This window comes from Gordonia sp. CPCC 205333, assembly GCF_048537885.1.
Classification (GTDB): domain Bacteria; phylum Actinomycetota; class Actinomycetes; order Mycobacteriales; family Mycobacteriaceae; genus Gordonia.
On the sequence record NZ_JBCLVI010000005.1, the window covers coordinates 52,624 to 65,583 of the forward strand.

At 59.1% G+C, this 12,960-nt stretch carries 13 protein-coding genes and 1 tRNA gene; 7 read left to right on the top strand and 7 right to left on the bottom strand.

Features of this window, described 5'->3' with window-relative positions; translation table 11 throughout:
* Positions 1-69: 69 nt before the first annotated feature.
* The 6 genes from AAFP29_RS18135 to AAFP29_RS18160 form a co-directional block, all read right to left on the bottom strand.
* Complete coding sequence (locus tag AAFP29_RS18135) at positions 70-819, bottom strand: ABC transporter ATP-binding protein (protein WP_419218814.1); 750 nt, start codon at positions 817-819, stop codon at positions 70-72.
* Entirely contained in the window at positions 803-1,837 is a 1,035-nt protein-coding gene (locus AAFP29_RS18140; protein WP_419218815.1) for an ATP-binding cassette domain-containing protein, read from the bottom strand. Before AAFP29_RS18140 ends, AAFP29_RS18135 begins: the two co-directional genes overlap by 17 nt.
* Complete coding sequence (locus AAFP29_RS18145) at positions 1,834-3,033, bottom strand: branched-chain amino acid ABC transporter permease (RefSeq protein WP_419218816.1); 1,200 nt, start codon at positions 3,031-3,033, stop codon at positions 1,834-1,836. The genes AAFP29_RS18140 and AAFP29_RS18145 overlap by 4 nt, the downstream gene beginning before the upstream one ends.
* A complete protein-coding gene (locus AAFP29_RS18150; protein ID WP_419218817.1) occupies positions 3,030-4,100 on the bottom strand; it encodes a branched-chain amino acid ABC transporter permease in 1,071 nt (356 codons plus the stop codon). Before AAFP29_RS18150 ends, AAFP29_RS18145 begins: the two co-directional genes overlap by 4 nt.
* A gap of 115 nt (positions 4,101-4,215) precedes the next feature.
* A complete protein-coding gene (locus tag AAFP29_RS18155; protein WP_419218818.1) occupies positions 4,216-5,439 on the bottom strand; it encodes a branched-chain amino acid ABC transporter substrate-binding protein in 1,224 nt (407 codons plus the stop codon).
* Between the two features lie 177 nt (positions 5,440-5,616).
* Positions 5,617-6,222 carry an ANTAR domain-containing response regulator gene (locus AAFP29_RS18160; RefSeq protein WP_419218819.1) on the bottom strand — a complete coding sequence of 202 codons (606 nt, stop codon included), beginning with the start codon at positions 6,220-6,222 and terminating at the stop codon, positions 5,617-5,619.
* A 127-nt stretch (positions 6,223-6,349) separates the two neighbouring features.
* Here AAFP29_RS18160 and AAFP29_RS18165 point away from each other — a divergent pair.
* The 5 genes from AAFP29_RS18165 (at position 6,350) to AAFP29_RS18185 (ending at position 10,326) form a co-directional block, all read left to right on the top strand.
* A tRNA-Leu gene (locus AAFP29_RS18165) sits at positions 6,350-6,423 on the top strand.
* A gap of 984 nt (positions 6,424-7,407) precedes the next feature.
* Positions 7,408-8,046, top strand: coding sequence for an MspA family porin (locus AAFP29_RS18170; protein WP_419218820.1), 639 nt, complete (start codon positions 7,408-7,410; stop codon positions 8,044-8,046).
* A 59-nt stretch (positions 8,047-8,105) separates the two neighbouring features.
* The gene (locus tag AAFP29_RS18175; RefSeq protein WP_419218821.1) at positions 8,106-8,420 is read left to right on the top strand and encodes a hypothetical protein; all 315 of its coding nucleotides are present in this window, start codon (positions 8,106-8,108) and stop codon (positions 8,418-8,420) included.
* A 1,255-nt stretch (positions 8,421-9,675) separates the two neighbouring features.
* A complete protein-coding gene (locus AAFP29_RS18180) occupies positions 9,676-9,915 on the top strand; it encodes a hypothetical protein (RefSeq protein ID WP_419218822.1) in 240 nt (79 codons plus the stop codon).
* Positions 9,916-9,939: 24 nt separating this feature from the next.
* Positions 9,940-10,326, top strand: coding sequence for a hypothetical protein (locus AAFP29_RS18185; RefSeq protein WP_419218823.1), 387 nt, complete (start codon positions 9,940-9,942; stop codon positions 10,324-10,326).
* Positions 10,327-11,154: 828 nt separating this feature from the next.
* Here the strand turns inward: AAFP29_RS18185 and AAFP29_RS18190 are convergent.
* Positions 11,155-11,385 (bottom strand): hypothetical protein, encoded by a 231-nt coding sequence (locus AAFP29_RS18190; RefSeq protein ID WP_419218824.1) that lies wholly within the window; start codon positions 11,383-11,385, stop codon positions 11,155-11,157.
* A gap of 483 nt (positions 11,386-11,868) precedes the next feature.
* Here AAFP29_RS18190 and AAFP29_RS18195 point away from each other — a divergent pair, with 483 nt between their 5' ends.
* A complete protein-coding gene (locus tag AAFP29_RS18195) occupies positions 11,869-12,345 on the top strand; it encodes a hypothetical protein (protein ID WP_419218825.1) in 477 nt (158 codons plus the stop codon).
* A complete protein-coding gene (locus AAFP29_RS18200; protein ID WP_419218826.1) occupies positions 12,342-12,485 on the top strand; it encodes a hypothetical protein in 144 nt (47 codons plus the stop codon). The genes AAFP29_RS18195 and AAFP29_RS18200 overlap by 4 nt, the downstream gene beginning before the upstream one ends.
* Positions 12,486-12,960 lie beyond the last annotated feature (475 nt).

Consider the following 12,960-nt stretch of genomic DNA (forward strand, 5'->3'; position numbering starts at 1 on the left):
CTCTTGGGCGGTCTTGGTGTCACTCACCGTGTGGAGTCTAGTGGGTCCTACCGACAAGCTGGGGCGCGGTTACGCGACTCCCAGGTAAGCGTCCCGCACGGCGTTGTCATGCAGCAGCTCCCGCCCGGCACCTTCCTTGGTGATGACACCGGTTTCCATGATGTAGGCGCGGTCGGACCGGCTCAACGCCTGCTGCGCGTTCTGCTCGACCAGCAACACGGTTGTCCCCTCGGAGTTGATCTGCTTGATGATCGCGAAGATCTGCGCAATAACCTTGGGCGCCAAACCCATTGACGGTTCGTCGAGAAGCAGTAGCCGGGGCCGCGCCATCAGTGCGCGGCCGATTGCGAGCATCTGCTGTTCACCACCCGACATGGTGCCGCCGTATTGGCCCCGCCGCTCGGCCAACCGGGGAAACAGGCCGAAGACGTGGCCGAGGGTCGACTTATACGTCGCCTTCGACTTGAATTTCCTTGCATAACAGCCCATGTCGAGATTTTCCTGCACAGTCATGCCGGGGAAGATGTGCCGGCCTTCGGGCACCTGAATGATTCCCTGCTCCACTCGGGAATGCGTTGAGGCCGAGGTGATATCGGTGCCGTCGAACACGATTCGCCCAGTCGTGGGCTTATGCAGTCCGGACAGCGCACGCATCGTCGTCGACTTCCCCGCCCCGTTCGCACCAAGCAGAGTCACCAGCTCTCCGGTCCCGACGTGCAGCGAGATGCCGTGCAACGCCTCGATCCGGCCGTAGTGAACGGCGAGGTCCTCGATAGTCAGCAGCGCGTCGTTCACCGGCGATTCAGGCGATGTCGTCATCAGGAACTCCAAGGTAGGCCGCAATGACTGCGGGATTCTCACGCACCTGCGCCGGGGTCCCCTCGGCGATCTTACGACCGAACTCCAGCACCACGATTCGGTCGGTGACCCCCATGACCAGCCGCATGTCGTGTTCGATGAGTAGCACCGTGTAACCGTCGTCGCGGATCTTGCGGATGAGATCCATCAGCGCGGCCTTCTCCCGCGGGTTGAAGCCTGCCGCTGGTTCGTCGAGGCATAGCAATTTCGGTTCGGTCGCCAACGCCCGCGCGATCTCCAGTCGCCGTTGGTCACCATAGGAAAGATTCGACGCCTTTTCGGCGGCGCGCGGGGCGATCCCGACGAATTCCAGTAGGGCCATCCCGCGGTCGACGGCGTCGTGTTCCTCGCGATAGTGCCGTGGGGTGCGGAAGATCGCTCCGGCGACCGAGGTGTGATGCCGGGCGTCGGTCCCGACCGCGACATTTTCCAATGCCGTCATCTCGCCCCACAGTCGCACGTTCTGGAATGTGCGGGCGATTCCCAGCCGAGTGATCTTGTGCTGCTTAACTTTTCCGAGGACTTTCCCGTCGAAGACCACCGTGCCCCGGCTGGGCCGATAGACGCCGGTGATGGCGTTGAAGCATGTCGTCTTACCGGCTCCGTTTGGTCCGATCAAGCCGAGGATCTCGCCTCGTTTGATGTCGAAGGTGACGTCGTCGAGGGCGGCCAGTCCGCCGAATTCGACAGTGATTCCATCGACCTCGAGTAGCACCTCCCCCTCTTCCGAAGCGATCTCCCGTTGCGGCGCAACGATTTCCGCGACCGCTTCTGGGTCTGCGAGAGCCGGGTCGATGGCGGCGGGATCGACGATGACGGTGGTATCGGGGGCGGTGGTATCGGGGGCGGTGGTATCAGGGGCGGCGTCGTCGGGTAGCGGTTGCGGCGGATCGACGGTTGGCGATTCGATGCCAGGTGTTTGGTCGGCCGGCTGCTGTACTGAGTCAGAGGTCCAGTCGTCGGAGCGTCGATGTCTCATGAACGTGCCTCCTGCGCAACGGTTCCGGACTCGGGAACGCGTCGCGCCGTCGAATAGACCTTGCGACCGAAGGTGATTAGTCTGGCCCGCGCCGGGAAGAGTCCCTGTGGGCGGAAGATCATCAACAGCACCAACGCGACTCCGAAGAACAGGTACTTGTAGTCGCCGAGCGATTGCCCACCGACTTCGACGCCCTGCACTTTCGCCGGCAGATATACGACGATAAACGCGCCGACGATCACCCCGAGTTTGTTGCCCTGGCCACCAAGTACCACGGCGCACAGGAACAGCATCGAGTTGATGACGGTGAACGCCTTCGGGTCGACGTACTGGACTTGGCCGGCGTAGATCGCGCCAGATAGGCCGCCGACACCTGCGCCAATGACGAAGGCCCACAACTTGTACTTGAATGTGGGCACTCCCATGATCTCGGCCGCGTCCTCGTCTTCGCGGATGGCGATCCAGGAGCGTCCGACTCGGCTGCGCTCCAGATTGCCGACCACCAGTAGGACAACGATGATCGCGGCGATACCCAGCCAGTACCACCAGACGCCGTAGCTGATTCCGGAATCGTTCGAGTTGGAGAAGACTCCCTCCGGGTGGGCATCGCTCTTGCCCAGTTCCGGGAACAACACGTTGTTGAGGCCGGCCGCGCCGTTGGTGAGACCGGTGAGGTTGTCGGCCAACAGTCGGACGATCTCACCGAAACCGAGCGTCACGATCGCGAGGTAATCACCTCGCACCCGCAGCGTCGGCGTGCCCAATATGACGCCGGTGATGCCGGTGATAATGATCGCCAGCGGAACACACGCCAGCCATGCCCAGGGACTCGAGAACAATCCGTGGTCGATGCTATCCCAGAGCGGGCTGGCCGGACTCGTCAGTAACGCGACGACGTATGCGCCTACGGCGTAGAACCCGACATACCCAAGGTCGAGCAGACCTGTCTGTCCCACAACAACATTCAGGCCGATTGCGATCAACGCGACCATCGCCACCTGAGCCATCGTCGCACCGAAGTCTACGGCGGTTGTTGCGATAAACGGCGGATTGATAACCGGCAGAAGCGCGATCAGCAGGATCAGCGGCGCACCTACCAGCCACTGCATCGGCCGTGACAAATCGTTCCAGCGGTCGCGGATCGACGCCCACCGGCTGCTGAGCCGACTGGTGCGCGCTGTACTGGTCTCGTTCATACGCGTGCCTTTCCGAGCTTCTCCCCAAGGATGCCGGTCGGTCGGAACATCAGCACGAGGATCAGCAATGCGAAAGCCACAACGTCTTTCCACTGATTGCCGAAAACCACCGAACCGTAGTTCTCCATCACGCCGAGCAACAGACCACCGACCAACGCCCCGCGCACATTGCCGATTCCACCGAGCACCGCCGCGCAGAATGCCTTGATACCGAGGATGAATCCGCCGTAGTAGACGATATTTGTGGGGATGCGCAGGGTGTAGAAAAGTGCGGCAGCCCCAGCGAGAATTCCGCCGATCAGGAACGTGACCATGATGGTGCGCTCGCGAGAGACGCCCATCAGCAACGCAGCGTCGGGGTCCTGGGCGACCGAGCGGACCCCACGACCGAGCTTTGTCCTATTCAGCATCAGGTCGGTACCCAACGCCAGCCCGATCGCCACGATTATGGTGACCAGCGTTAGATTCGACACCGGCGCACCGAAGACGTGGAACTGCACCGTCGGATCGACCAATTTGATCTGTGGTTGGGCCGTCGATCCACCAAGACGCGGCGTCGTGTTGATCTTCGGTAGGAGGTAATGCACTACTTCCTGCAGAACAAAGGACATGCCGATCGCGGTGATCAGAAACGCAAGTGGTTTGGCACCGCGACGACGTAGCGGACGATAGGCGATGAACTCCAAACCTACTGCAGCAGTGCCCGATACGGTCATTCCGATCAGACCGGCGGCAAGCAGGTAGGCGATAGTCATCATTGTGCCCATGCTGTAGGTGTCACCCGACGGCGAGAAGCCCAACAGCAATAGACCGACATATTGCCCGAACATTCCGAGCATGAAAATCTCGGAGTGGGCGAAGTTGATGAGTTTGAGGACGCCGTAGACCAGGGTGTAACCGACCGCCACCAGGGCGTAGATCGCTCCGTAGGCCAGGCCCTCAATCGTCAGGCTCCAGAATCCCGTGCGCAGCGCACCGAGATCGAAGGAGATGTCGGAGGCGAGGGTCTGTGGGTCGAGCAGATGAGGAGCCAGCGCTGCCGACTCGGCAAGAGTATGGACGATCATTCGTGAAATTTCACCGCGCTATCTTCTCGCGTTAGTTACAGGCCACCGCAGGTGAGACGACGACAACACAGCATGTCCGGACTTAGGTCGTCCGGACATGCTGTGTGTCATCGAATTACTTGACCTCGTAGACCCAGATATTGGATGAGGTGAGCTCACCCTTCGGGGTCCACTGGTACTTACGTGCCAGTCCGTTGCCGCTGTAGTTCTTGATGTAGTTCACCAGAGCTGGCCGAGTGCGCTTGCCCTCGACGATGCCCTTCATCAGGATGGTCGCGAGGTCATATGCCTCGACCGAGTAGACGCCAGGGGCCTGGTTGAACTTCGCGGTGTAGTCCGCCTTGAACTTGTCCGGTGCCGGACCACACGGGCAGGAGAGCACCGCACCCTTGGCCGAGTTACCCGCCAACGAGATGAAGTTGGGGTCATTGGCGCCGTCACCGGAGACGAAGGTGACGTCGGGGGCAGCCGACTTCAGTTGCTGCGCAAGAGGAGCGGCCTCCGAGTAATACCCCGCGTAGAACACGGCGTCGGGATTGGCCTGCTGGGTCTTGGTAACCACTGCGGAGAAGTCGCGCTCCCCCTTCTTCACGTCACCATTGCAGTCGGCGTTGGCCGATCCCAGCGACGCGGTGACCGCGCGTGCAAGGCCGGCACCGTACTCGGTGTCGTCTTTGATGACGCAGACCTTCTTCTTGCCGAGTTTGCCGGTGAGGTACTTGGCGACGGCCGGTCCCTGCACGTCGTCGTTGGCCAGGCCGCGGTAGAAAGTCTTCCAGCCGTTGTCGGTGAGTGCGGGGTTGGTCGCCGAGGCGGTGACCGACACCAAACCGGCTTGGTTGAATACGCCGCCGGTCGCCTTCGTCTCGCCGGAGAACGCCGGGCCGATCAGCGCGACGATCGAGTCATCGCCGACGATCCGCGGCGCGACCTGCGTCGCCTTCTGCGGATCACCTTCTGTGTCAAAGGTTTTCAGGGTGATCTTGCATCCGGCATTCGCCGCGTTGTGTTGATCGACGGCCAACTGCGCGCCGTAGCGGATGTTGATGCCCAGCGCGGCGTCGGCGCCAGTGAGCGCGCCGGCCATCGCAATGGTCGTGTTGGGACATTTGGCGTTGCCATCGCCGGCCGGGCTGACGGCATCGGTCTCTGAGGTGACCGGCACTTCCTGGCCCGACGTGTTGATCTGCGCGAGCTTGTCGATCGACAGTCCGGAGCTGGGCGCCCCGGCGCTACTCCCCGTGTCGTCGGAATCTGTTGACTTACTGCCACATGCGGAGACTGCGAGTACTCCGGTCAGTGCCACCGCTATGGTGGCCGTGGTGATGCGACGGTGCATGAGCTACCTCTCACTTGCCCTCCGACGCCGGTACGCGGAGGTTCACAGGGAAGACCCTCGCAAAAAGATAAACCGAAGATCGGGCGGGCGCGCGCTTTTGGGACAACCGTGCAGGCACTCTTCTGGGAGAGTTTCACAGATTTAACAAGATGTCCGTTTTGGGCGGTTTACCCGGGCTCAGCCGAGAGTTTCGACGACGACCTGCGCGACAGCCTTCATCGTCGTGCGGCGGTCCATCGCGGCGCGCTGGATCCAACTGAATGCCTCCGGCTCACTCATTTCCTGCTTCGCCATCAGCAGCCCCTTGGCGCGATCGACGAGTTTGCGGGTTTCCAGACGGTCGCCGATGGTGGCAACCTCGTTCTCCAGCGCGGTTAACTCCTGGTAGCGACTAACCGCGACTTCGATCGCAGGTACCAGATCTGTTTTCGTGAACGGCTTGACGAGGTAGGCCATCGCACCGGCGTCGCGTGCCTTCTCGATGAAGTCGCGCTGACTGAACGCCGTCAGCATCACCACGGGCGCAAGGCGTTTGGCGGCGATCTCGGTTGCCGCGTCGATGCCGTCGCGGATAGGCATCTTGATATCCATGATCACGAGGTCGGGGTTGAGTTGGACGGTGAGGTCGACGGCGACCTGCCCATTGGGCGCCTCCCCCACGACGTCGTAGCCTTCTTCGCGCAGCATCTCGATGAGGTCCATCCGGATCAGCGAATCGTCCTCGGCGACCAAAACGCGATGCGCGGTCAAGGCTGCGTCGCCCACCTGTTTGCCGTCAGTCATCGCTTTCGCCTCTCTCCCAAACACATTCGCCGACGATCACCGCACGTCGGGCACCCTTGACCCTACCGGGTTGGCTTCTCCTGGGACCGATCTACTAGAGTGATCTTTCGCGGCTAACGGGCCGCACGCCCCCGTAGCCCAATTGGCAGAGGCAACGGATTCAAAACCCGTCCAGTGTGAGTTCGAGTCTCACCGGGGGCACCGAGAGACCCCTGTTCATCAGGGGTTTTCTTGTTTCACAAGTTGCCATGCGGAGGTTCGTGCATGGCAAGCGCATGGAAAACAGGGGGTCCACAGGCGTCATTTTGCGACCACTCCGACCAGGAATTTTCACCGACCGGAGGACGCCCGAAATGACTATCGAAACCACCAACACCATCACAACCGCGACGACTTTCAACCCGACGTTTGCCAAACTCGCTGAGCTTGCTGACCGTGCGTGTGACCAAGCGCCTGAGCATGCTCAGGTGGAGCCTTTGCGTGCTGGTGTTGCGCGGTTGGGCGAGTTGATGCAGGCCGGGACTACCGACCCTTGCCGTACCCGATCTGATCGACAGCATCTTCGGAATGATTGCGACAATGACTGGGCGCAGCACACAGGAAGTATGCGCGCGTGTGGCGTTGGAGACTGTGATCACGCAAGCTGACAGGTTTGCCGCCAACCTCGCAGCGGTCGGTGCAGTGGCCGACGGGCTGGGTATTACCCGGTTGTTTCCGAGAAAGCGGAGTCCACCGAGATTGTGTGGGCGTCATACGAGGTGGAGTTGACGCACTCATTCTCCCGGTCAGTAACGGTGCCGTTGGAGGTCAAGACGTGGGTCAGTGTCGATGACGGCCTTGAGAACGGGATGTGCTTGTGCGTACAAGATGCGTTGATGGACCCCACCGATTTGCAGGCGTTGGCAGCGGGGTTGTCGGCGGCATCGGAGGTTATGCAACGCGTGGGGTACGCGTTGAACGCAATCTGACCCGCTCGATCCACGAAAATCGCCTCACCTGCCCGATTACTGGGTTGGTGGGGGCGGTTTCATTGTCTGACAACTCTTTTAGAGCCGCTACATCGCATGTCGAAGGGCATCACCCTGCGTGATGGTTTCAAGATCCACAATTTCGCCTTGACGAGCGTGAAGCAGTAATGTAGCGTACTTTTACTTGCTAACATCAATTTGAAATACAGGGGGGCGAATGTCCAGCAGATGGGGCTACACCGGCATAACGATCGTATCAGCGATGTTGTGCCTGGCTCTCAATGGAGCAGCTAACGCGGGCGCAGCACCATCATCGTTCTCCGATCGAACCGTATCCAAGCACACCGATGACGGCTGGACGGTCTCGGCATCGAAGCTCCGCGAGAAAGTACGCTCAGTCCCACCCCTGGATCAAAGTCCGTGGACCCGCGAAGGCTACCTCTCGCTCAAAGGCGCCGCCGATATTCGCGGCACTGGCAAGGTCGCGGTCAACTCCGGGGCACTCTCAGTCGGGTTCGCGGTTGCCTGCAACACCGACGTCACCTCCGGTGTCACCCTCGGGGTGACCGGTGGCCCGACAGCGCAGATGTCAATCAGTTACCCGCCCGCAGTGATCTTGGGTGCGCAGGTAATGCCGAACATCTCCACCACCCTGCGCCCGGGCACGATTTCTGATGTGTCGTTCGGTTCAAAGAAGCTCGCCGCCGCGCACGCCGGAGTGGAACTCGACGGCGTCCATTTGAAGGTCTCGGGTTGTTTAGGACCGGTCGCGGTCAGAGCGTATGTGTCAGTCGCGATCTCAACACCGTTGAACGACAACACCATTCACGTCTACGGAAAGCCCCACTACCTATGAGCGCGGCACAGCACACCATCAATACGCGACCCATGACACCCGCAATCGGGGAGAGATAGATGTCAAACAGTTCAGCCGAAACCACGCCCATCCCTCAGATAGACGAGCCGTCCTTCGAGGCGACTCGCGCCACCTCGAAGGCTAAGGACGACAGCGAGAGTGGGATACCAGTACTCAAAGTAGTCCTGTTTCTGGCAGGCACCATCCTGCTCATTGTTGCGGCAGCCAACCTGACGAACCTGTCGGGTTGGTCGGACCGATGGGGAGCCATCCCAGTATTTCTAGTGTTCTTCTTAGTCATGTCGATCGCGGGGCGCTGGTTCTGGACCGGCGCAGATGCCATCGTTTCGGCGATCGTGGGAAACAAACGATGAACCACACGCATCGCATCTCCTGGACGCGGAAAGCCACCGCAAGTGTGTTCGCCTTCACGATGTTAGGTATCGGAGGCGGGCTAGGCATCGCAATAACCACACACTCCCCCGCCACCGCTGACGCATTATGTGATCAGATGCGTGCCCAATACGGCTCAAACTGGCCCTGCATCAGCGTCCCCACCTACACACCACCACCGACCCAGAACACCCCACCGCCGACCACCACCGGAAGCAACGGCTCTAGCGGTGGACCGAACATCGGAGCAAATCCCGGACCCGGACCGGGTGAAGGCAACGGCACACCGATCGTCCCCGTACCAGGCCAACAATCAATTGCACCAGCAACTCGTGTCCCAGACCGGGTGCCCACCACCCCTGCAACTGCTGCTCCGGCGGTCACTACGGCACCGTCGCCTGTTACTCGTCAAGCTCCCACCCCCGAAACCAGCATCCCATCGCGCCCGTCTCCAGCCAACAAGACAACAGCCGATCACGACCAACGGCAGCAGACTGCGAGCGCATCTACTGGGCCGGATAATCCGGCCATACCGGCCAGTGTGTGGCTGATGGCCGGTGCCGCAGCTTTGGCGGTCGCCCACCCCCGCACAGCTCGCGCCCTGAGGTCGACAGGAACAAAAACCGCTAGCTATGGGTCATCTGCATTGACATCGCGGGCCGGAATCGGCATAGGCGATCTGCTCAAACCATTTCGCCGCCAAACATCCACTCGCGCCGACGTCACCCGCCTGGGTAGGCGTGCCGGTGACTACCCAGGTTTCGGAGCCGCCGAGGGCATGCACGGTCCTGGTACGGTGTTAACATTTTCAAATCCTCCGACGAGACCAGCACCAGGATTCCAAGGCGGACCAGCAACCGGACCTATGGTTTCCCTAAGCCCGGACTCGCCCGGAAACACAGGTAGCTGGTCAGGGCCTACGGGAGTTTACTCGCCCACGGCTCCTCCAATCGCCAACAGCGACATTCGCTACCAAGCCCGGATTGTCGGAGCGAAGCCGGTCTACAACAGTGCAGTGAAGCTGGCGGATGGCACGACCTATATTGGAACGACGTGGCAGTTGCAATACGAGATTCGTCATTCGTATACCGTCTCAATTAAGAACGGTGGCGGTACTGCGAAGTTTCCGACGCATCCCTCAGATTGGCGACCGGCATCGCCAGACGAGGTGTCGCGCCTTTCGGCCATCGGCGTCGATTTTCCGCAGTAGCAGCGTGTTATGTCAGGGAGGCCGCGATGAGTTTACTCGATATTTTTATCGTCAGCGCAATTCTAGTGGTGCCAGTCCTCGTGATCGGCTCCACCATCTATGTACTACGAAGGCGCATGAAGAGCAGACGATTTCGCGGCTTCCAGGGGGTCGTGCAAGGCGGCGGATACATGGGCGCGCCGTTGGAGGACGAACGATCGCTCCCGCACCACTTCGGCGACCCCCGGCTTCCACCGGGGGTCGAAGCCGGTGATTACGACAAGTAGCCCTCCACAACACAGATTGGTGAGATGATCACAATGACGATAAAACCAATTCTCCAGCGCGCCCTCCTCATCGGGGGCGCGACGGCTTTAACACTGTCTGGCCCGCTGGCGTCCAACGCCCTCGCCGCCCCAAACTCCGCGTTCAATATCCCCGGATATTCAACTTACGAACACCGGTTCTCCATTTACGAGACCCGCTGGATCAATGAGAACTTTCCCGATGATTCGTTCTTCCAGCCCTACATCAAGAGTTCCGATGAACTAGGACCACTGATCCCGATAATTCGCGATCAGGCGAAATCTGCGGTCACTTCACACTCGTGTCTCGCCATCGGAATTGGATTCAACGAGCAGGGAAAGAGAATCACATACGCGACCGCCTATAACAGTCCCCGTTTTTGCCGCCAATAGGTCTAGCTGGCTCGTGATGTCGATATCCTCAACGTCGAGAGCAGCAGCATAGGTAACCCCGCTGCGGTTTCGACGCCGTTTAACAAGTTCTGACGATTCCCTCGGGGATAGCAGACGTGTAGGGGACCTTGAACGTGCCGACGTTCGTTGGTGCAGCGTCGCAAATGCACACCAATTCAGGATTTATCTGATTGGGGTCGACAATCCATTCTGCATCACAGTCGTCTGCTACAACTATTCGACGTGACCCCATCCGGGCCAACCACTCGTTAGGCGTAATATCCTGAATCTTCCACAACCGCGCTTTGATTGCCTCTGGCGGCACTAATGCAGCCCATACCGTCTGGTCCGCTCTACTGACATCGGCATACTTCCTGAGGGCCTCAAGTTGAACTCCCATCCCGTCGGTATGCTGTGGGCGGGACGCCCAGGATATTCCACTCTCCCAGTCCACCACGTTCTGGTAGAGTAATCTCAAACGAGATTCAGGCTCGTGCGGAAGAAAACCATAATTTCGTCGCCACTCGAAGTATCCTCGCGCTCCAAACCTCTCTAGAGCTTTACTACACGGCGTTAACCACGATCCACTATAGATCCAAAACTTAATAAACTTGCTCAGATCTTCGTCCTCGGAGGCTTGATTAAGACAGTCCCGCCATTCAGCTTTCTGTTCTCGATATTCATCCCAGCTAGTGATCGGCCGATATTCTTTCCAGTTGTCGTTCAATTATCGTCTCCTACTTATAGTGGTTCAACCTGCAACTACGTGGGGTTCCGATTTAGTCGTATCTGCGATCCATCACCACAGTCCGAAGCTGTTTTACAGGTTCAGATGATGCCTAGCCGCTCAGCTTCGGTACGAACAGTGTGTCGCCAGTTCGCCGAGTTACTGACCGCTTGTTCGCGCAATACCTCATCGGTCAACGCCGTGGTCATAGCTTCTGCGATCACCGCGCCCGTCGCGTTAATAATCTGATCACGATACAACTCATCGATGTCCACATAGGCGACACGGAAAGCTTCGGGCCTTAGTTCCTCTAGCAGGTCGGCTTTCGCCACGACATTATCAAACGAGCGTGGATGAACAATCCTCGACTTATTGACGGCGCTGCTCAGCCTGCACCGTCTTCCCCACACGCACAAACATCGAAAATAGACCGCCAAGCACCGTCGCAACGATGACTCCGATAACCATTGCACTCATGAGGGGACTCCTTTAGCGGGATTCTTTCAGAACATATTTATATCTGCACCAATAACAATGACTGCACAATAGTCGCTGGTCACACCGCCAACAAAGATCCCAAAGGGCGCCGGGGTACCCCATTCCCCCATTACATGGTACATATCCGCAACGACGGCCCGTTTTTCTCACGGGGGTGAAATGTTTGGGGTGTTTCTTATTTCCGCAGGTCAGGGCCGTTTAGTGTGATTTCTCTGCGTTAGGTAACGGAGGGCGGGATAGGCGTTGGTTTCTGCGCCATTGCAATGTATTAACGACTGCACACTTTCGGCAGTACTGTTGTCGGCGGTCTCGCGTGTGTGGGTGTTGACTGTAGTCATCAAGTTTTTGCGGCCGACCGCCACACAAAGTATCAAGTCGCCCTTGAGACCGGCCGCTCCACTATCGCCGCCGCCAATACCCGTGAGTATCAAAAATGGCGGCGCGAACAGGCAATTTCCATGGTTATTGAGATCCACACAATACTGTCTAGAGCCACACGCAATCTGGGGATTGTTCAGCACAGGACCCACGAATTTGTCGACGACTGGCCGATTGACGTGGTTACTGGCAGACCTGTCACCGATGTGGAGATGCAGACTGAGATTCACAGTTGGATGGAACCAGCAATTGAAGAAGCGACCCTTCTGAAAAAGCGCCTCGAATTGGTAGCCACCCCAAAACTAACTGATCTTATCGGACGATTTGCACCCAGATCAGGGAATACCCCCGCCTTACTTTCGATAGGAATAGAGCACAGCGAATCTATGACGCAGCGCATCCCGGCAAGGACATGATCGCGCGGCTGGCGCTGGAGTCGGCGCGAAAGAACGCTGAAGTGGCGCTGGAGCACCTAAAAACCGATGTTGACGGCGTGATATCCGAGGCAGCTATCGATGTCGGTACTGGAACCAACGATGTCTCACCGTCCGAATAGCTGAACAACATTGGAGTTCGGGCAGTGCCCGCGCGAACGAAGCCGGGGCGAGTTCAAGCAGTCTATTGAACACACCGCCGCTATCGCTGGGTATCTAGTCGCCGTAGTTATCAAGAGTCAGTGAGTATTGGGCGTGACCCCAGCCACTGCGACACCCTGCCACCCGCCGACAGCTGCACGGTGGCGAACGTGTGGCGGCTGTCGTAGCCATATGCAGCGCAGGCAGGCCCAGCGCCCCGAACCGGCAACCGCAAACCGCGACGACCGAATGATGAGTACGCACCGTCACAGACTGGTCACCGACGAGGTATCGCGAACGGACTCGCCGGAACCCGATCAGCGAAACCTGTCAGCTGCGAGTCTTAGAATTTGCCATGTGAAGCCCTACGTCACTGGCCAGCCCTATACAAATGCTCGACTCCGCTCGGTGATGCGACAGTTGGACCGACTCGCAAGACGCGCCGACATGCTGAGA